The organism is Paraferrimonas sp. SM1919, assembly GCF_010993985.1.
GTDB lineage: Bacteria > Pseudomonadota > Gammaproteobacteria > Enterobacterales > Shewanellaceae > SM1919.
The window spans coordinates 122,335-142,388 of sequence record NZ_WINH01000005.1 but is presented as its reverse complement, the minus strand read 5'-3'; the positions used below and the strand labels follow the sequence as shown (position 1 = coordinate 142,388).

Sequence of the window (20,054 nt, the reverse complement as noted above, 5' to 3'; positions counted from 1 at the left end):
TGAAACATCAAGGTAAAAAAGTGTAAATTGAACTACTCTATGAATCAGCAATGGATTCTTTAAAGACTAATTATGTCAATGATTAATTATTCCGATTCAGCAATGTCACTGTTACCGCCACTGATTGCCATTTTCTTAGCGATTGTTAGTCGCCATGTGTTGTTATCGTTAGCGATTGGTATCATCCTCGCTGCTTTACTATTGTTTAATTTTAATATTGTGCACAGTACCGAGTATGTGCAGTCTCAGTTTGGTTCAATCATTTGGAAAGATACAGGATTTAACCTAGATAAACTTTACATTCTAGGGTTTATTTTATTGCTTGGCATGATCACTGCGTTGATCACTATTAGCGGTGCAACAGCAGCGTTTGCAACTTGGGCCAAAGAAAGGATCCGTTGTAAACGTGATGCTAAGTTGCTTACTATGTTACTCGGTATCGTTATCTTTATTGATGACTATTTCAATTCAATAGTGGTCGGTGCGGTAGCACGACCAATCACTGATCGCTTCTATGTTTCAAGAGCAAAATTAGCTTATATTCTTGACTCTACTGCAGCACCCATTTGTGTGATTTCTCCCATTTCAAGCTGGGGAGCATATATCATTGCCTTAATCGGTGGATTATTAACAACTCATGGTTTAGTGCAAATAGGGCAATTCAATGCTTTTGTACAAATGATACCAATGAATTTTTATGCGCTGTTTGCTTTAGCTTTGCTTTTTATGGTGGTTTATTGGGGGCTCGATATTGGACCCATGCTCAAGCAAGAACAAGCGGCTAAAAAAGGTATGTTATTTGATGAGCTTAAAGGCACGCCCCCTGGCGAAGCCACGGAGTTACCACAAAGTGACAATGGCAGTAAATTAGGCTTGTTTTTGCCGATTTTTTTGCTTGTTATTGCCACTATTGCATTGATGATCCACAGTGGCGCCAATGCGTTAAGTGCACAATCAAGAGCATTTAGTGTATTAGGGGCTTTCGAGAATACAAATGTCGCCTTTTCATTGTTCTATGGAGCAAGTATCGGATTTATTGCTACAGCATTATTTTTTTTAATTCAAAGTCAAAATGTTAAACACATATTTATCGCAGTGATCTCTGGTATACGCTCTATGCTTGCTGCGGTATGGATTTTAATATTTGCTTGGACGATAGCATCAGCTATTTCCGATATGCAAACCGGTAAATATATGGCTTCACTAGCCGCTCAGGCTGTACCAATAGCGATGTTACCAGCCATTTTATTCCTTCTGGCAGGTGTGGCAGCTTTTGCTACAGGCACATCTTGGGGAACATTTGGAGTAATGTTACCTATTGCCGCAGATATGGCGGCAGCGGCGGATATTAGTTTGATGCTACCTATGTTATCTGCGGTTTTGGCGGGAGCGGTATTTGGGGACCATTGTTCGCCGATATCTGATACCACGATTTTGTCTTCTACCGGTGCCCATTGTCATCATATTGACCATGTTTTGACACAATTACCTTATGCACTTATGACGGCAACTATCTCGGTAGCAGGTTACCTTGTATTAGGGTACACTGGGTCAGTATTAATGGCACTGGCAATGTGTTGTATTGTATTTTTGGTCATTATTGCCAAGCTCAAACAAAACGTTGTTTGTTAAATCCCAGTAGTGATGTTTTAAAAGCCTCTTAGCCGAGGTTTTTTTATGTAAAAGAAGGATATATGGCTCAGTTATATTTTTATTATGCCGCGATGAATGCAGGAAAATCGACCTCTTTATTACAATCGGCTTATAACTACCAAGAAAGAGGAATGAATCCTCAAATACTAACAGCGGCTATCGATGATAGATATGGCGTTGGTAAAGTCAGCAGCCGAATTGGCATTCAAGCTGATGCGTTAATCTTTAATGGTAATGATGACATTATTGAGATAGTTAAAACGTTAAACAGTGAACGTGCTGTTGATTGTTTGCTGGTTGATGAATCTCAATTTCTGTCAAAGACTCAAGTTTTACAATTGGTTCATATTGTAGACCACATGAATATCCCTGTGTTGTGCTATGGCTTACGCACCGATTTTTTAGGTGAATTATTTAGTGGTAGCCAATACTTGTTAGCATGGGCTGATAAACTTATTGAATTAAAAAGCATCTGTCATTGCGGCCGCAAAGCATCCATGGTCGTGCGCTTAAATGAGCAAGGAGATGCTGTAAAAGGAGGGGAGCAAATTGCTATTGGAGGCAACGACGTCTATGAATCCTTATGCCGTAAACATTATCGTCAATTAATGGATGCTTGATCGATAACTAGATGGGCTCTGCTGAGTTTCTCGTTTAAATGCACGAAAAAATGGAGCAGGGCTTTGGTATCCTAATAATATTGAGATACTTAAGACATCGAGTTTGGATTGTTCTAGGTAGAGCTTCGCGACCGCAATCCGAAAATCTAATACTAACTTTTTGTAATTAGTCGATTCATCGGCGAGCATTCTTCTTAAGGTGCGACTGCTGACATTATATTTTGCTGCAATTTTTTCTAAACTTGGCAACTCACCGCCTAAGTGTCTCAAAAGCTCTAATCTTATTTCTGCGATCAAAGATCCATCTTCAGTATCATCTAACTGTTCAGTTTGGATATTGATATTGCTAGTGATTTTTTTAGACAACCATTGTTGAGGAAATCTTAGTGCATTTTTGCTGCTATTAATAATAGGGTGGGTATCTAGGTATTGCCTGTATTGGCTTATTTTGGCTGGATCTTGGCTAGTAAGTAGCACCTGTATATGGGTTGGATTGACGTCAATTAGGTTTAAGATCCCGTAATAATAATGTACTAAGCAATCATCAATACTGATGTCATTGACTAAGACTATTGGTGCTTGGTTGGTCACTTCAATATAAGCATATTCACCATCAAACGACAGTTGTATCTTTGCATATAATTCAGCCATTTTAGGGAAGTGTAGGCTGTACTCTAAGGCTTGCTGTAAATTCTTACACGAGCGCATACCAAAAGCCAGTAAGCCCATATCATCCAGTTTACGTTGCTTACCTAATAGCAGGCCAACTTCTGGAATTTTTAATTGTGTGGTAATTAAATCTACCTTCTGTAATAAAGAACTAAAATCGACTAAATGTTCTGCATTTATTGAAGATAATGTAGAAGAGTCAGCAAAAATTGCTTGTAAATATTTGATGGTGTGCTTGATAAAGTTTTCTTCTTGATGGAATTGATTTAATGATTGCATTGGCCTGAAATGTCACTCTAGTGTCCGCAAAAGTCATTATATTGAATTGTTATCTAGAGGTAAACTGTCTGTGAAAATAATTAAAACAATGGATGTATAAATGTTCACACCTAAACGTATTGAAATTCCTAAAGCAGATCTTGATAAGTATTACGATATCTTTTGGAATAAATCAGATGCTGATTTTTATATCAATGCTGAATTTGGCCCAATGCAAAATCGTATGAGCGAACAGGGCGTTGAAGCTTATAGCTTACTGGGTAAACAGCATGTAGGCGCTTTTGGTGCACCGTATGTCAATGATCTCTCTGGTGCAGACATCGTTATGTATGGTTTAACCATGGATAAGTGTTCCCCTAATGCTGCAGGACACAAATTTGGTCCAGATGCGATCCGCGACGCCTCAAAAACTGGCATGGGGCTGATTCATCAAGATGGTACTATGCCATTTGAACTGTGTAATATCATTGATTATGGTAATTGGGATGGCCTAGGCCATTTTAACCTGGATCAAGAAATGCGCAGTGCTCAAGAAATTGTCGACGATATGGTGATCAATCATAAAGCGGTGCCATTTTTCTTTGGCGGTGATCATACTATTGCCTACCCAGGACCTTCTGCTTTAGCGAAAGTACATGGACCAATTTCTCTTATTCATATTGATGGTCACTTTGATCTGCTTACCCGTAAAGATTTCGATTACGAAGCCAACTCTGGCAACTGGTATATGCGCTTAGCTTCTGAAGGGGCGATTAACCCAGCTTCCAGTGTTAGTTTAGGTATGCGTGGGCGTTGGTGTGCAACTCAACAGGGTAAAGCTAAAGCAGTTGGTGGCAATTTTTATCTTGCTGATGAGATATATGATCTAGGTGTTGATCATATTGTCGATGTTATCCTTGAGAAAATGGGTGATGGTCGTCCGGTTTATCTAACGTTCGATCTTGATGGGCTTGATATGTTGGATCACAGTGCTAACTCTAGCCCAGATCCATTTGGTGTGTCTGCTCGAATGTATTACGATATTTTCCGTAAACTTCGAGCCACTAAGCGCATTAACTTAGTGGGTGCGGATATTGCCGAGTTTGCTCCACAAAAGAACGATGATGAAAAAGACGCGCTATTAACAGCAGCGTTTGGTTGGGAGTTCTTAGTATGGCTTGCAGAATGTCGTCATATCCGTGAAGACAAGAAAAACCCAACTAAATGGCCAATGAACTTCGGTCGTAATATTGAGTTCTAATCTCATTTAGTAATGATAAAAAAGGTCAGCAACTGCTGACCTTTTATTTGTATTTAATTTTTTATTAAAACTTGGTCGGGGCGAAACCAGTTACTTCTTGAATACCCATCTGCTTGCCTAATTTAGTCATAGGGTGAACGACTTCAAGACCGCGTACTGATTTTTTAAGCTTACCCATATCGGCTTGCTCAGCCTTAGTCAGTGCACGTTTAAATTTCAATTGCATTATTTTGTTTGCTTTATCCCCTAAGTCACGGCTTTGCTTTTGCTTATTGGATTCAATCTCTTTAGTAAGTTGTTTGATTTCTAGAGTAAATTGAATACTGCTTGCTTTGTCACCACGATCGTTTGCTGCTGTTAACTTGCGACGAGATTTTTCCAATTTATCGTATAGAGCCTGTAAATTATTTTTAATAGTCATTTGCTTTCCTGAAAACGTTTATTTTGGAAGTAGTTGGTCAAATTCTAATGGATCTAATATAACACCGTTACCTTCAGAATCTGGGTGGATGACGATGGCAAGCTCGTCATCCGCCAAACCATAACTCCAACGACTCTTCCATTTAGCAACCGAAATTTGTTGTGGCTGACAGTGTTGCCATTCATCTATAGCGAAAGTCTTAGCGGTTTCTTCACTTGGCCAAATAGGAACACAATCTTCGTCTTCTGTATTCAACATCATACAACCATCCGCATCGGTAAGGATCCAAATCTTGTTGGATGCTTTAACGGCATTAAGTAAATGTTTTAACCTTAATTCAGGATCTGAACTGGCTTGGGGTGCGATCATTAATCAATCCTAGTGTCACTTTAGGCTGTGATTGCCTAAATATTTGTTATTATAGCGCTTAAGTATATTTAAGTAAGCATTTGTGTATGAAGTTAATCACATTATCAAATAATGTCGCCATTCATGACTGGGAATGTCAAATCACGGCGATTCGAGCTCAGGGTGCTGGTGGACAGAATGTTAATAAGGTTTCAACAGCCATCCATTTAAGGTTTGATGTCAATAGTAGTGGTTTGCCTTCAGCATATAAGATCAAAATACTGGCAAGTAAGGACCATCATCTGACTTCAGATGGTGTCATTATAATAAAATCCCAAAGTCATCGAACTCAATTGAAAAATAGACAGCAGGCACTGGCTACCCTTGCCGAGATCATTACTAAGGCAATGGTTGTTACGAAAAAAAGAGTCGCGACCAAGCCCACAAAAAGTTCCCAAAGACGGCGCTTGGAAACTAAATCACAACAGAGTCAGAAAAAAACAAACCGCCAATCAGTCAAGTTTTAGCGGCTGTGCAGGACATTATTCATAATGTCTGGGTTGTTTGGTGGTGATTGTTTCTAGGTAGCCATGCCAAGTTGCATAGCCTAAGAGAGGCATGATCACCATCATAGCAATTCCAGCAGTGAGAATACCGACGAGTACACCAATGACAATCATCAGCGCCCAAATTATCATGGCTTTTTTGTTGGCTTTAACTGCTTTAAAGCTGGAGATGATGGCAGTCATTAAGTCCACTCTCCGTTCCATCATCAATGGCATAGAAAATGCTGATACCATAAATACAAAGGTCATAAGTACCAGTCCAAATAAGCTACCGATTAATAGGAATGGCAAAAATTCGAAGATAGGCGCTCCCGTTTCACTTGGGTAAAACACATGCAGTAATGCGGCGATGCGCATCCACAGAATCATAGTGACTGCCAAGAATACTGCAAAACCCCATTTACTGGTTTTGTTGCGAGAGATCGCAAACAAAGCGTGTTGCAATGTCGGTTGTTTGTCACGGGCGAGGTCCCAGCTTATGGAATAAAGGCAAGAGGCTAAAAATGGCCCCGCAAGTACAAACAATACGAGCGAGGGTAATATCACCAGATGTGAACTTTGCAGGTACACAAAGTACATGATTGCGAACGTAGCGACAGCAAAACAAGCGCCGAACAACAAGCTCAACCCAGGGGCTCTTAGAAAATCTTGCCAAGCTAACTCAAGCCAATGAAATGGGGCATTAATGTCGAGTTTGGTTGATTCGATAGTTCGAGCGAAATCTTTGTTCGTTGGTTTTACTACCCCAGAGTCGATAACTTTAGGCATGGCAGGCTCCTAATGTTTATGGCTGAATTTGTTTATGTATATTATTTTCAAACTGCTTCATAACAAATGTAGTCTGTTTTACGGCGTTTGCAGGACAATCGATAATTAATAACACTTCACCTTGGTCTAATTCAGATTTAAACTCATGATATCTATAGTTTTCTTTCTGAAAGCCAATGAAGCCACCCAGCCAGGAACCGAAAAGAATGCTAAACAGACCAATGCCGATAACCACCACTGCGGGCAGGGTCAAAATGTTACTCAATTCTAACAAGGTGATCAGCAAGCCGCTTATCCCGAAACCTGCAATAGCTCCTAGAACACCACTGTGTATGGCATCCGATTCAATAAAGAAATTGTATTTAGGAAGCTTGGGGTTTGGTTGTTTGGCATGGCTGACAAAATGAACATTGTTCTTGAGAAGAGGGGCTTTGGCGAGTAGCTTATAGATCTCACTGGCGGCTCTTTCATTTTTCAACAAATAGATGTACTGGTTCATAGTGAACTCTCCGGTTGAGTCGTACAATAATCCGTTATATATGGGCAAATTAATTCCTACATGAGTTAATTATACGAAGACAAAGTGTTTTAGGCTTACTATTGGCAAAAATCAATCTTGAGAGATATCAGTTTTCTTGCTTGTGTCAACATTATGATACTTTAGTAGGGTAACTTCTAAGTAGATTATAGGTTTGTGATGAGTAAGCTTAAACCACTTGATGGCATAACAATTATTGCAATTGAGCAATACGGAGCAGGCCCTTATGGTAGTGCTTATTTAGCAGATTTAGGTGCCAATGTAATTAAAATCGAGCAACCTCAAATGGGGGGAGATGTCTCAAGGCAAACCGGGCCATTTTTTATTGCTGAGAATGATAGTTATTTTTATCAAACTTTTAATGGCAATAAGCATAGTTTGGGTATTGATTTAAAGACCAAAGAAGGGACAGCGATATTTCATCAACTGGTTAGCAATGCTGATGCTGTGACTAATAATCTCCGAGGTGATCAAGCTGTTAAACTGGGCTTAGACTACCAAAGCTTAAAGCATATTAATGCCAAAATCGTTTGTGGCCATCTGTCAGCGTATGGACGTGATAACGACAGGGCCAGTTGGCCGGGTTATGATTATTTAATGCAAGCCGAAGCTGGTTTGATGTCTCTAACCGGTGAAGCAGACACTCCACCCACTCGTTTCGGGGTGTCTATGGTTGACTTTATGACGGGTTCGGTTGCCTCAATGGGATTGTTAGCAGGCATTATTGGTGCGGGCAAAACTGGACAAGGTTGTGATGTTGATGTGTCTTTGTTCGATGTTGCTTTGCACCAGTTAAGCTACCTCTCTAGCTGGTATTTTAATTGTCAGCATATCACTGAGCGTATGCCCAGAAGCGCCCATCCAGCAGCGGTGCCATGTCAACTTTATAAAACCGCAGATGGCTATATTTTTATAATGGCAATGACAGACAAGTTTTGGCGGATTTTAGTGAATCAATTAGGGACTGCTGAACTCGATAATGAACTCTTTGCCAGCACTTCATTACGCTCCCAACATCGTGATCAAATCCAACAATTATTAGATAAAATATTTTCTAAAGAAAACACCAGTCATTGGATAGGCATGTTACAAGGAAAGATCCCTTGTGCTGCAGTTAATTCCTTTGAGTCAGCTCTTAACAACCCTTATATTGAACGCATTGGCATGGTACAAAGTGTTGACCATCACAGTGGCAAGCGGGTGACTAAACTTGCTAATCCGATTAAAATTGATAATCAGCGTTTATCAACGACGGCAGCCGAAGCGCTTGGTGCAAGTACCGATAGCATTTTATTAGAGCTAGGGTTAACCCTAGAGCAAATAAGAAAATTAAGGCTCCTCGAAGTAATAATTTAAAGTGCAAAAGGCGCCTTTATGCTAGTATTGCAAGCAAAGATATAATCATAAAGGCTGTAACTTGGATTACCATCGACTACCAAAAATTGACTTACACTGTCACCTTGATGGAAGTGTGAGACCTACCACTATTATCGATTTAGCTATTGCTCAGAATATCGAGCTACCCAGTTATGATGTTAACGAACTTAAGCGGTGGCTAGTTGTGGATGAAAACTGCCAGTCCCTTAGTGAATATTTGCAACGATTTGAGCTACCTCTTAAAGTGTTGCAAACAACAGAAGCGATTGAAAGGGTAACGTATGAGCTTTATGAAGATGCTGCTAGCGAAAATGTTAAATATTTAGAAGTACGCTTTGGTCCGCAGCTTCATAGAGTTAATGGCTTAAGCTACCAACAAATATTTGCAGCAGTCAAAGCAGGGCTTTCTAAGGCTGTTCAGAATTTGGACATAAAAGGTAATGTTATCATTTCTATGCTTAAACACTTGTCAGTGGAATCCATGCATGAGGTACTAGAACAAGTACAGCCATTTGTTGGTGACCCTATCGTCGGTTTTGACTTAGCGGGTGCAGAAAACCCCGGCTTCGCGCAACAATATGTGGATGTCTGTGACAAAGCACGCCGTTTAGGGCTTAATATTACTATTCATGCGGGCGAGCAGGGTGATAGTCAAAATGTCGTTGATGCCGTGTCTTTGCTCAAAGCACAAAGAATTGGTCATGGTCTTGCGTTAATGAAGCGAACAAGTGATATCGATTTTGTCAGGAATAACATCACCTCTATTGAAACTTGCCCTACCAGTAACACCCAAACAAAAGCGGTTGATAGCTTAGCAAAGCACCCGCTACCACAGATGTTACAGCAACGACTGCCTGTCAGTATTAATACTGACAATCGCACCGTTTCAAATACCACTATGACCAAGGAAGTAGAGAAAGTTTTTAAACAATTTGCTTTGACCAAAGAAACCTATGCAACCATCTACCAATCCTCAATAAATGCATGTTTTGCTGATGATCAAGTAAAAGCCTGGCTCAGCAGCAGAGTAGACAGTTGATATTGCTAGCCATCGATTTATCCCCCTAAAGGGGGATTTTTGTTGCTGCCAACAGCTCTCGCTGGAACTGTGTCTTTTAAACTGAGTAAACTGTACCCATCTTTGGCTGCGACTAACCCTTTCAATTACGTGATTTAACAAGCATACTCTTGCCACTTTTAAAATTGATGGCCATCACATGACTCAATGTCACCCATATCAATCAAATCTAGAAATTAAGGTTAACCCAAAGCACACTGGAGCGGTTGTCGTGTTTTGCGACAATATCGAAGTGGCTAGGGTTTCCGCTCTGAAAGAGGGGATGATGATTGCTAAATATCTCTGTGAAAATGAGTATTCAGAAAAGCGCATTAAGATTGAGGCTGCACCAACAGGCGAGGTATGTTCGACAAGTTTTGAGGCTTGGCTGCTAAAACTAGAAGACGATTTTGATTGAACAATGCATCCTGATTAGGTAGCTTAGTAAATGAACTGTAACCACGTTAATTATCCATGAAGTATTTGTTATCATTATTATTATTTGCTACTTGCTATCTAACGAGTGTGTCATCAATAGCGAATACTCAGCTTGCCATAAAAGATTACCTCAACGCTGGTGAGCAATATCAGCTTGCCAATGATTACACTCAGGCACTTGAGCAATACACTAAAGCTATAGAGCTTGGCGCCAGCAGTGATGATGTTCATTCATTAGTTGAAGCTTATCTTAGTCGTAGCTACCTTGTTTATCTGCTCACAAATAATCGTAACGAATATTGCCCAGATAGAAAAAAAGCCACTGAAATAGCGCTTACTAGGGGCAGCGATAAAATTAAATTAGCGGCTTTTAATCAGTATTTATTTTGTTTCACAGAAAAAGATGATTTTGTCGAAGGTCAGTATTTAATTAAACAAGTCATGAATATTGCACTAAATGGTGAAATTGATGATTCTATGGAATTAGCCATTTTTTATAATGCTGTTGGTAGTTTTTATTCTTCCCATAAGTTATACAAGAGCAGTTATGATTTTCTGACAAAATCTTACGGGATTTGGCTGCAACGAAGAGCCATTCAAGGTCAGCTCGATCTATTACACTTTATGATCACTGTGACAATACAGTTACGAGATTGGGAGTTAGTCGAGCTTCATTTACAGCAAATGCTTGCTCTGTCTAAGAACTATTGGCAGGGGACGGATTTTCAGTTCTTTTATTGGTTCAATAAAGGTCGCAGTGAATACGCTCAGGCAAACTATCAAGATGCTGTTGAGAGCTTTATCCAAGCCATAGAACTCAAGACCACCACTCAAGAACACTATTTTGTTGCTAACAGTTTCTATCTACTGGCACTGAGTTATTCAAAACTAGGCTTAATTGCTGAGATGAAGTCAACCATTGCTCAGTTTCCTGAGATAGAAGGGGTGGAATTTACACAAGAGCAACAGGACAGGATTGATATAGCATTATATTTAGGCGAACAAAACCCCAAACTTCTTAATCGCTATAACCAATTGGTTAAAAGCATTGCCGACAATGGCTTTTATACCTCTACTGCACTTACTAGTGATGTCTATTCTAACCAATTTAAACAACTCATTGACCTTGAAGAAGAGCTCCAAGAAATTAAAAGTCAGTCTGATGATATACAAAATAAAGTGAAGTTAGCTATCATCCTTGTTGTACTACTTGTAATGGTTATTATTGTAAGTAGCTTTTATGGACTTCATCAATCCAGATTAAGATTCAAGCATAAATCGCAAACTGATTACTTAACTGGGATACCAAATAGACGTTATTTGATGGAAAAAGCAAGTTTATTGTGGAAAGAACTGGATAAGAAGTATCTAGAGTGTTCAGTGTTATTGATTGATATTGATAACTTTAAAAAGATCAATGATGGTTTAGGCCATGATGTTGGAGATATTGTACTTAAACATTTATGTAATACATGCGTTAAAATATTGCCCAAAACCGCTATTTTTGGCCGATTTGGAGGGGAAGAGTTTTTAATGTTATTGCCAACATACACATCACTTCAAGCTAAGGCCGTTTCCGAGCAAATTATTAAAACCATTGAGCATACCAGCATTGAGGGTTTACAAATTTCTCCTAAGATTACTGTAAGTATCGGTCAAAGTACCAATAAGTGTGAAGAAACTAATTTAGAAACTGGTATTAAAAGAGCTGATTTAGCCTTATTAAAGGCTAAATCTTTAGGGAAAAATCAGTTACATATTTATAAAGTGAGCAAAAATCAAACGTTATCGAATGTGGTTAATTAGACAGAAGTAGACTGAGATTGTTTGGTTTATTGTTGTCAGCCAAGTACTACTGTTTAGGTAATTGCTTGTTTTAAGGAAAGTTTCACTATTAGGTTTATGGCATTTGGGGTTGCTGGCGATATCTTTAAAAATCCATTAAGACTAAAGGCACTTTATGTTGTAATAAATGTTCTTGGGTTCTTGTTTGATGGTTTTTGGTGATTTGCTCGAGCAGCTGCTGACAAGTGATACTGTTGAGTGTTTGCTTTAAATTATCAAATTGTTGCTGTTGCTTATACAAACGCTGTTCATTGCCTATCAGATCATTCCATTGTGGGCTGAATAAAGACGACCATAGCTGTTGTGGTGGCAGTAAAATCTGGTCTGGTTTAAGCTCCTTGATCATTTTTAATCCACTAATATCAAGATCATAAAATCCAATTATGGGCTTGCTCTTGCGCCATTTGCATATGAAGTGATCGCAGGCCGAGATGGTTCTTGAACTCTGAGCCGTACCCCGAAATATAAACAAAGCATTTTCTAGAGCGGGTGGCAAAATCAAATCATGTAAATGACTCATAATAATTTCATTTTCAACAACCACTATAGAGTGAGCTTGTATACTATCTATCAGCTTATAGTTTAGGTTGAGTTTGGCGCCGAACAGGCTGCATGGAAATTCGACGATTGAATTATTTATTAGTAGTTTACCAGATGGGCTGGCGATTAATATTTGATTTTGATTGACCTGAACCGACCCACACTTTTCATCATGAGATCGGCTTGCGGCCTGTAATCTTGTTTGCGGGGCCGTGAATTCTTTAGAGCGAGGACTTGGGTAACGATGGTTTTTTAAGCCCACCTCTATGGCCCTTAGCAACCGACCAGTAAGAGGGATCTGGTTAGGGGTAAAATCAATATCTAATTGTAATTGATGATTTAAAAAGCTGAGGGTTTTATTACTCGAACTGATGAATTTTGGCCTTTTGTTAAACCAATCGCTGATGGTTGCCATTTGTAATTTATTTAAGTTCATGATGCCAGAGTAAAATTAAGATCACTAAAAGTGAAATTATTATTGGTTTGGCATACTTGCTGCTCCTCTAATTCCATTCTAAAGCTTTGTTGTAACCTCGGCGATAATTTACAATAGTAAGCGAAGATCAGTTCTAACCACAGTTTAGCGGGTAACTCCTGTTGATGCTGATGTAGCCACTTTTGCTGATTATGTTGCCAATACTGTAGCGCCCACAATTGTCCTTGTTGCCCCGATTCAATAATGGCCGCTTCTAAGTAATTTTCAATTTCATCATTCACCCAATCTGGAACCGCTTCAATGGTGATTTGCTGAAGATCTTCAACACTTCCTCGTTGTCGGTCGAGTTTCGTAAAATCTTGACTGAGCTTACGTAATCGGTGAACAATTTTAGTCAATGGAACAGCAATATTTTCTTGCTTTAAGTCTACCCAAGCTTGATTGGTTAACGCTGGAGTAATTTTTAGGGCCTGAGGCAAAAGCTGATGCTGATATAGGTTTTCTGGTATTTGATAGTCTGCTCTTTTTCTAAGCATTCTCGCCATCGCCTTAAGTTGTGAGGCTTGCTTTTCTTGCTTTCTCAGGCGGAACAATGACTCACTCATGCGCTCAATTAGGTGACGAATACGCCCTAAGATTTGTTGATACCAGCGGATAAAGTTACTGATATTACGTGCAAATTCATTGGGGCAAGCCCAATCGAACCAAGCATAAAAGTGCTCTGGATTAATTTGAGATAATTCAGTTAATAAATTTTGCGAATATTTCAGCGCTCGTTCATTTTCTCGCACTTTAGCACTAATTGAGCTGACGAAACCAAATTGGTTTGATATCGCATAGGCCATAGATTCAATAGAGCGCTCAATTGAATCTCTGGCATCAAATAACAGATCTTCTAAAGCGTCGAAATAATAATCGGCATCGTCATCGAAGCCATTGAGGAGTGAGTATTGATAATCATCCGCATACTCTTGGGCTTGATTGACTAAGTCGCCCATTGCCGTTTGACTACGGTAATGAGTTTGTTGCTTTAAGAGTCGATTTAACATCCGCTTTAAATCGGCATTTAAGCGGTATTGATTAGCATCATTACCCAGCCTAATCAGCTTTGCTTTTCTTAACTCACCAATTTGTTTTTCGTTTTCTTTGCTTTGGGTAATGGTGCCAAAGGTGTAACTTTGGCTAAGCACTTCTGCGCCGCTTCCAACACGTTTTAACAGAGCAATGACAGAATCAAGATCAGCGGTGGCCATTAAAACTGTAACTCCTCTTGCTGCTCAGGGCTGTCTTCAAGCTCTAGTTGTTCGACATCGTTGATAAATTCGATTAACAAATAAATCAGGTCAAACTTAGCTGTGGCATAATAACTGTTACCCGTTTGCGAATGACGAACTAAGTAGTCGAGCTCTTCAAGTCTTTTAAATACATGGCTTAACTGCTCTTTGACTTCTAATTTAGTTGTTTTGAAAGGAACTAATGACGTTAATTGGCGAAGCCCCTCGGTTAAACTGCTGTCTTGCTCAAAAGCTTCCAATAATCGACTAAAGTGCAGCTTATCTTTACCTCGTAAGGGTAAATCGGCTCCCGTTGCTCGTAACAACATATCTAACCATTCAACTAACGGGCGGAAATGTCTACGAACATCAGAAAACAGATGACTGATCGCTTCTTCGTTACTGGCATCAATGTTTTGATAGGTACAGTAATAGGCACCAGCCAGTTCAAATTGAGTAACACTGCGGTCAATTTGCTGAAGATATTCATTGACTCTATGCAAATGTGCGGGCTCATTTAAGTAATTAAATTCATCCTCATAGGCGGTGACACAAATGACCTTACCCGCTAGCAGAGTTTCAATTGTTTGTTTAAACATGGGCAGCAGCTCCTTTAGCCGCGAGCGCCAGCTTTTCTAGCTTGGTAACAGGCACTTTAGCTTGATAAATCTTCTGGTTTTGTAGCTTATAATGGGTCTTATAGAGAATCAAAATTTGCCTATCAGTAGCTGGAGATGCTGAAAGCATTTGAATATTGTTGTCAGAAAACATATTCAGCAGCAACTCAATATTTTCAGCCGCCAATTCCCCAAGTTCATCGACTGGCAAAATAATATGTGATGGGATTTTACATGCTTCTCGAAGCATCCCTAGCAGCCCACAAAACAGTGATAACATTGCTAGGTAGGATAAACCTGTTGAAGAAATTTTCTTAAGTTGACGGGCATTACGTGCTTTTTTAACTTGCCCTTGTTCGGCAATAATAAATTCTATTTCAAATAAATCTCTGTGATTAAGCATCAGTCCTTCACTTGGTAAAACTCGTGCCAATTCTTCCATAGCAATAATCAATTCTTCTGGAATATCCGCATTAGCATTAAAAAGGCTGTCTTTGGCAATTTCATAACATTCAGCAAAACTCGATAGCGGCGCCCAGTATTCTTGCTGATCCAAGCGAGTAACTATATGTGCATTAATATCTGCGAGGGCTCTGAATCGTGCCAGTGAAGTGACTTGCTTTGAAAGTTTGGCACCAACAGCCTTAATTTGACGGTCGAAATTTTCAAGATGTCGATATAACTCATTAATAGAGTTAGCATTGGCAACAACTTTTTGTGAAGTTAAACTTTTTAATTGTTCAGCAGCGTGCAAAATATCGATTAATGGTTGCTGGTATTTCAGAATACTTTGACCTAGTGCTTGATCTTGACTGTCGAGTAATTGTAACCAAGTATCATACAACTGCGAGCGCGGGAATCGTCTAATAGTGTTTTCAAAATCATTGCTATATTTTTTTATCTTTATGCTGAGGGATTTGAATTCACTGATCCCACTATCAACAAAACTGGCGATAGTATCCGCACTAAATTGTTGCCGGTCAGTGGCTAATTTTGCTTCTACCTCAATCTTTTCTAATTCACGAATCGCCCTCAATAGTAAAGTTTGGCGATGTTCTAAAGCTTCTAATTGATGATTAAGTTTATTTTTTCCAAGGTTAAACTGATCCCTACAGGCTTTAAGTTGGTGCTTAGCCTGATCTAGCTCAGTCTGCTGAGCTTTGACAATGCTTTCAAGCTCATTAACTTTATTAGATAAAACATTGCGATTAATATATTGATGCTCCATAAAGTCTTGGTACATACGAGCTTGATTAGCAAATTCACTGCACTGTCTAATTTTATCGAGTAATGCTTGACGACGCTCGGCTAATTTAGCAATAGTACCGTCACTATCAAGCTGCTTGATGGCATCTTTTAATTGTTGTTGATAGTCTTTTTTATCTTGAGCACATTGTTCAATTAACTGCTGCTTTTGAAGTTCAAGTTCTTCAATCTGACTGCCAAATTCTGATTCTACCTGAAGCCTTTGCTCTAAGGAGTTATTGTGGAGGCTTTCAAGTTCATCACTTTGTTGCTCTAAAATTGCACTAAGCTTATTTTCGAATTGTTTTGCATGATCATTCTTTAGTGCTATTTGTTTTTGTAAATCTTGCACGACTTCTTTTAAAAGTTGCTTAGCTTTGACACTTAAAGCATCTAATTCTTGCTGTAACTGCTTTACTTGTTGAGCAATTTTTTGTTCTTTAGCAGCAGTGGTGGCAATGGTTTGTTGCTGTCTTTGGTATTGACTGTTGGTTTGAGTAAGTTCTAATTCAGCTTGATGTATCTGTGCCTGTTTGTCATTACGTTCGTTATCCAGTGCATCAAGTTGTTCACTAAGTTGCTCTTGGGACAATGCCAACTTATTATTGAGACTTAATACTTGCTTATCGAGTTTAAAACCATATAGATTTTGCTCACCAGCAACCCATTGGGGGTTCAAGTCTGTTCTTTCTAATGTTTGCTGGGATACCAGGGCGCCAATATCATTGATCCAGTCTTTATGGTGCTCTTGTTGCGTTAAGAAATGATGTAACGAGCCCGCTTCAGGATAAAGCTGCTTTTCTAGGGCTAAGTATTGTTTATCGAGTTCTTGATAATGTTGCTTGAGAACGCTTAGTTGCGCCAATTGTTGTTGACGCTGTTTGTCTAAATCTGCAAGTACCTTGTCTTCTTGACTTAAAAGTCTGAGTTGGTAGTTCAACTCTGCTTGTACGTTATTTAAATCATTTCGACTTTGCTCGACTCGCTCTATATGCTCCACAGGTAATCGAGGGTTTTGCAGCTGTTGCTGTAAATCGCTTAGTTGTTGTTGCAGTTCGAGTTGTTGTTTATTAATTTCAAGTTGTCCAGCATGATGACTCTGTACCAGCAGATTGCGTTGATCGTTGTAGTGACTTTCTATTTCTGAAAGCTGTTTATTTTGCTCATTTTGCAGCAGCTGGATCTGTGCTAATTTATCCCGCTCTCCTTGACTGCGTTTTAAATTTAACTTTTCTATTAATTGATGATAATGCTGCTCAGTTTTGCCAATTTCACCGCTGTAACTATTAATCGTCTGTTCGACATCGATGAGCTCTTGCTGAAATTGATTGAGCTGCGCCGCCTTTATTTTGAAACTAGCTGCATCTTGCTCATCAAAGTGATCTTTAGCTCGGTCTAAGGCTTCTAATTCTGCGCTATATCCCTTTAAATCAGCTTTGTTTTGGGCCTTGCTGTCTTCAATGCTATCAATTGTGCTCGACAGCTCTGCCGATTGCAGTTTAAATTGGGTTTTAATATCAGCCAGTTCAGCATCCAGGCCTTGTTGCGTTTGGCGGGTGTCAATTTCTCGCTGCTGCACCAAAGCATAGAGGTGACCTAAGTGTTCTAATTTATCCGCATATTGGATAAATAAACTGTGGCAGTCATTAATCGCTTCTCGGTAGTTTAGGATTTGACGAGACGCTTGAATATCACTGAGCCAATGGGCGATTTCTTCTTTGTTTAAAGAGATTTGCTCTTTATTGATTTGATTGGATTGCCTTGCTAAACGATCTTCACAAATAGCCACCAGCATATTTTTAACGGTGTCGAAATCAAGGTTCTTCTCAATGGTGCCGGCTACTACCTTATCTATGTGGGGCATAGGGCGATCGCTAAAACTGAACCTTTGTTGCTCATACTTTAATTCAGAAGTCCTATTTTGATTAAGATTCTGGATGACTTGCTTATACTGATCTACGCCTAGTTTACGAGAAACGTAGGCCCCAATTTTTTTATAATGACGCTCGATTTCCGTTAGCTTAAATGGTTGACCATCTACTGCAATGAAGCATTCACTGCGGTATTGATCTTCAATCAGTTTATAATTAACACGGCGACCATCACTGGTCGCTATCATAATACAAGTTTTTAGTTGACCTAAGGATGGTCGCTGATATTCATAAACTAAAAAAGAGGAATCTCTAGGTAAATAATAGTCCGCAAAGTTCTTGCCTTGATCGACCTTAGAAGCAATTTCACTCGGTCGCATCCCATAAAAAAGAGGCAATAGGCGCATAATAGTCGTTTTACCTGCGCCATTGGTTCCTTCTAATTGGGTGTGTTCATCGAAACGTATTTCATTGGTTTTGCCTTTCCAAAAACTATCAATGATAAGTATTCGCTTTAGCTGGAACGTCAATTGCGACATACCGAGTCCTTGTTTTAACTATTATTTTATTAATGCTTTAGATTACTTGTGCTGCCAAGCTAAGGCAAGAGTTTAGGGCTACAAGCGTTAGTTAACCGAGCAAATTAACAGCGGCTAGGCAGAACTAGGTTTTGTTGACCTTTGCAGTTTATTTCAGCAGCAGTTTGTTAGTCTTTTATCAAAGGCGGCGTCATTGACCTGTGGTTGTTCCCACCAATGAGCGCCAACCCAGTACAAATGGCTAACAAACGCTGTTACCTAGCGGCGTTACTGTCATTTTACATAGAATAACTATGCTTCCATTCGAGTGCCTTGCGATCTTGAGCTTTAATTCATACATAAACTAAACATGAAAGATTAACAGACCCTACAAACTGGCGTAAAATACTCAACTTGCCTCTTTACTGTCTGTTATATGAATTACCAACGACTTTTTGAACAATTGAACCAGTTGCTAGAAGACACACAGCCGCTATGGCAGGTACGTAGCTTTGATCATCAATGCTTACCTTGGCTTGAGCAATATCCACAGTTCTGTCGCTGGCTTAGTGAACTTACTCTTGAGCAGACCCATCAACTTAATAATGACCAAGATAGGTTAAATGAGTGCCTTTTAGCTGAATTACAAGCTGAGATGGACCAGCACTTGCACCAACAGTTAAGCCAGCTATTAGACTTCAGAGTGAAACCATTAGCTGCCACTGAAGATATTGATTTTGAAGATAAAAGCTATTTCCAAGCCCATATTAAGGGGCCTAAATGGCAGCAGATCGTTCGCTTTAATCAGCAGTTGGATGATTCATTAGATACGCTGGAATGGTGTGGAGGGAAAGGGCATTTAGGCAGATTGTTTGCCAAGGTGAATAATCGCAAGGTGACCACCTTAGAATGGCAAGCATCGCTTTGTGAACAAGGAGAGCAGTTTGCTCATCTATGGCAATTACCGCAAAAATTTATTTGTGGTGACGCTTTTAATGCGGATTCAGATGTATTTAGCCAAGTACAACAGGCAGCGGCATTGCATGCTTGCGGAGATTTACATGTGGAATTACTCAAACAGTCATCGCAGCAGCAGTTACAATCCGTGGTGGTTTCGCCCTGTTGCTATCACTTAATCAATGTTGATTGCTATCAGCCCCTTGCTGCCATTGCCAAAAATAGTCGGTTACTGCTTGCAAAAGCAGATTTACAAATACCTCTGCAAAAACAAAGGCTAGAATCGACTAAGACCCAAAGTCAACGTGACCAAAAGATGGCTTATCGACTCGGGTTTGATGCCTTGTATAAAGCTCAATACCCGAATCAGCCTTATATGCCAGTCCCAACCATCAAACCGCAGCAGTTAAATGCAAGCTTTAAGGATTTTTGCTTATGGGTAGCTGAGGTTAAGTCAATTGAGCTCGCTAAGTTTGATGCACAACAATACTTTGTTACTGGTAAAAACAGGTTAGTTCTGATTAGGCAAATTGATTTAGTTAAACACCTGTTCAGGGATTTAATTGAACTTTGGTTAGTTCTTGATAGAGTGCTTTTCATGCAAGAGCAGGGTTATCAAGTAGAATTGGGTAGCTTTTGTGATGAAAGCTTAACCCCACGTAATATATTGATTAAGGCAAACAAAGCTTAGCCTTACTGTCGAATAGGAATAAATGAATAATAAATGGAAATATGTATATTCATTGGTCAACTTGTTGATTAATAAAGCATTCAAAC

General features: G+C 39.4%; 18 protein-coding genes. 9 read left to right on the top strand and 9 right to left on the bottom strand.

Annotated features, from left to right (window positions below; genetic code table 11):
- Positions 1-72 precede the first annotated feature (72 nt).
- Both GFB48_RS04635 and GFB48_RS04630 read left to right on the top strand, forming a co-directional pair.
- Positions 73-1,632 carry a Na+/H+ antiporter NhaC family protein gene (locus tag GFB48_RS04635; RefSeq protein WP_163931823.1) on the top strand — a complete coding sequence of 520 codons (1,560 nt, stop codon included), beginning with the start codon at positions 73-75 and terminating at the stop codon, positions 1,630-1,632.
- 62 nt (positions 1,633-1,694) lie between these two features.
- Positions 1,695-2,273, top strand: a complete 579-nt coding sequence (locus GFB48_RS04630) for a thymidine kinase (RefSeq protein WP_163931821.1) — start codon at positions 1,695-1,697, stop codon at positions 2,271-2,273.
- On the opposite strand, the gene GFB48_RS04625 is transcribed toward GFB48_RS04630, so the two are convergent.
- Positions 2,259-3,221: an AraC family transcriptional regulator gene (locus GFB48_RS04625; RefSeq protein ID WP_163931818.1), complete on the bottom strand. Its 963-nt coding sequence runs from the start codon at positions 3,219-3,221 to the stop codon at positions 2,259-2,261. The two genes, GFB48_RS04630 and GFB48_RS04625, sit on opposite strands and share 15 nt — an antisense overlap.
- Before the next feature lie 100 nt (positions 3,222-3,321).
- Here GFB48_RS04625 and GFB48_RS04620 point away from each other — a divergent pair, with 100 nt between their 5' ends.
- Entirely contained in the window at positions 3,322-4,461 is a 1,140-nt protein-coding gene (locus GFB48_RS04620; protein ID WP_163931815.1) for an arginase family protein, read from the top strand.
- A gap of 64 nt (positions 4,462-4,525) precedes the next feature.
- Here GFB48_RS04620 and GFB48_RS04615 read toward each other — a convergent pair whose 3' ends face one another.
- Positions 4,526-4,882 carry a YibL family ribosome-associated protein gene (locus tag GFB48_RS04615; RefSeq protein ID WP_163931812.1) on the bottom strand — a complete coding sequence of 119 codons (357 nt, stop codon included), beginning with the start codon at positions 4,880-4,882 and terminating at the stop codon, positions 4,526-4,528.
- 18 nt (positions 4,883-4,900) lie between these two features.
- Positions 4,901-5,251, bottom strand: a complete 351-nt coding sequence (locus GFB48_RS04610; protein ID WP_163931809.1) for a DUF2750 domain-containing protein — start codon at positions 5,249-5,251, stop codon at positions 4,901-4,903.
- Between the two features lie 86 nt (positions 5,252-5,337).
- On the opposite strand from GFB48_RS04610, the gene arfB reads away from it, so the two are divergent.
- Positions 5,338-5,757 (top strand): alternative ribosome rescue aminoacyl-tRNA hydrolase ArfB, encoded by a 420-nt coding sequence (gene arfB / locus GFB48_RS04605; RefSeq protein WP_163931806.1) that lies wholly within the window; start codon positions 5,338-5,340, stop codon positions 5,755-5,757.
- A 15-nt stretch (positions 5,758-5,772) separates the two neighbouring features.
- Here the strand turns inward: arfB and GFB48_RS04600 are convergent, their stop codons facing one another.
- Together GFB48_RS04600 and GFB48_RS04595 are read right to left on the bottom strand one after the other, a co-directional pair.
- The gene (locus tag GFB48_RS04600; protein ID WP_163931803.1) at positions 5,773-6,564 is read right to left on the bottom strand and encodes a DUF2189 domain-containing protein; all 792 of its coding nucleotides are present in this window, start codon (positions 6,562-6,564) and stop codon (positions 5,773-5,775) included.
- A gap of 16 nt (positions 6,565-6,580) precedes the next feature.
- The gene (locus tag GFB48_RS04595; RefSeq protein WP_163931798.1) at positions 6,581-7,063 is read right to left on the bottom strand and encodes a hypothetical protein; all 483 of its coding nucleotides are present in this window, start codon (positions 7,061-7,063) and stop codon (positions 6,581-6,583) included.
- A gap of 198 nt (positions 7,064-7,261) precedes the next feature.
- Between GFB48_RS04595 and GFB48_RS04590 the strand changes: the two genes are divergently transcribed.
- The 4 genes from GFB48_RS04590 (at position 7,262) to GFB48_RS04575 (ending at position 11,780) form a co-directional block, all read left to right on the top strand.
- The gene (locus tag GFB48_RS04590; protein ID WP_163931795.1) at positions 7,262-8,458 is read left to right on the top strand and encodes a CaiB/BaiF CoA-transferase family protein; all 1,197 of its coding nucleotides are present in this window, start codon (positions 7,262-7,264) and stop codon (positions 8,456-8,458) included.
- Between the two features lie 61 nt (positions 8,459-8,519).
- On the top strand, positions 8,520-9,518 hold the full coding sequence (add, locus tag GFB48_RS04585) for an adenosine deaminase (protein ID WP_163931794.1): 999 nt from the start codon (positions 8,520-8,522) through the stop codon (positions 9,516-9,518).
- A 178-nt stretch (positions 9,519-9,696) separates the two neighbouring features.
- Positions 9,697-9,954 carry a hypothetical protein gene (locus GFB48_RS04580; RefSeq protein ID WP_163931791.1) on the top strand — a complete coding sequence of 86 codons (258 nt, stop codon included), beginning with the start codon at positions 9,697-9,699 and terminating at the stop codon, positions 9,952-9,954.
- A 56-nt stretch (positions 9,955-10,010) separates the two neighbouring features.
- Positions 10,011-11,780, top strand: a complete 1,770-nt coding sequence (locus GFB48_RS04575) for a GGDEF domain-containing protein (RefSeq protein WP_163931788.1) — start codon at positions 10,011-10,013, stop codon at positions 11,778-11,780.
- A 124-nt stretch (positions 11,781-11,904) separates the two neighbouring features.
- Here GFB48_RS04575 and GFB48_RS04570 read toward each other — a convergent pair whose 3' ends face one another.
- Genes GFB48_RS04570 through GFB48_RS04555 form a run of 4 tightly spaced genes read right to left on the bottom strand, consistent with a single transcriptional unit; the run spans position 11,905 to position 18,341 of the window.
- Entirely contained in the window at positions 11,905-12,795 is an 891-nt protein-coding gene (locus GFB48_RS04570; RefSeq protein WP_163931785.1) for a hypothetical protein, read from the bottom strand.
- Positions 12,792-14,048, bottom strand: coding sequence for a hypothetical protein (locus tag GFB48_RS04565; protein ID WP_163931782.1), 1,257 nt, complete (start codon positions 14,046-14,048; stop codon positions 12,792-12,794). Before GFB48_RS04565 ends, GFB48_RS04570 begins: the two co-directional genes overlap by 4 nt.
- On the bottom strand, positions 14,048-14,668 hold the full coding sequence (locus tag GFB48_RS04560) for a hypothetical protein (protein WP_163931779.1): 621 nt from the start codon (positions 14,666-14,668) through the stop codon (positions 14,048-14,050). Before GFB48_RS04560 ends, GFB48_RS04565 begins: the two co-directional genes overlap by 1 nt.
- A complete protein-coding gene (locus tag GFB48_RS04555) occupies positions 14,661-18,341 on the bottom strand; it encodes an ATP-binding protein (RefSeq protein WP_163931776.1) in 3,681 nt (1,226 codons plus the stop codon). The genes GFB48_RS04560 and GFB48_RS04555 overlap by 8 nt, the downstream gene beginning before the upstream one ends.
- Positions 18,342-18,756: 415 nt before the next feature.
- On the opposite strand from GFB48_RS04555, the gene GFB48_RS04550 reads away from it, so the two are divergent.
- Positions 18,757-19,968, top strand: coding sequence for a methyltransferase (locus tag GFB48_RS04550; protein ID WP_163931773.1), 1,212 nt, complete (start codon positions 18,757-18,759; stop codon positions 19,966-19,968).
- Positions 19,969-20,054 lie beyond the last annotated feature (86 nt).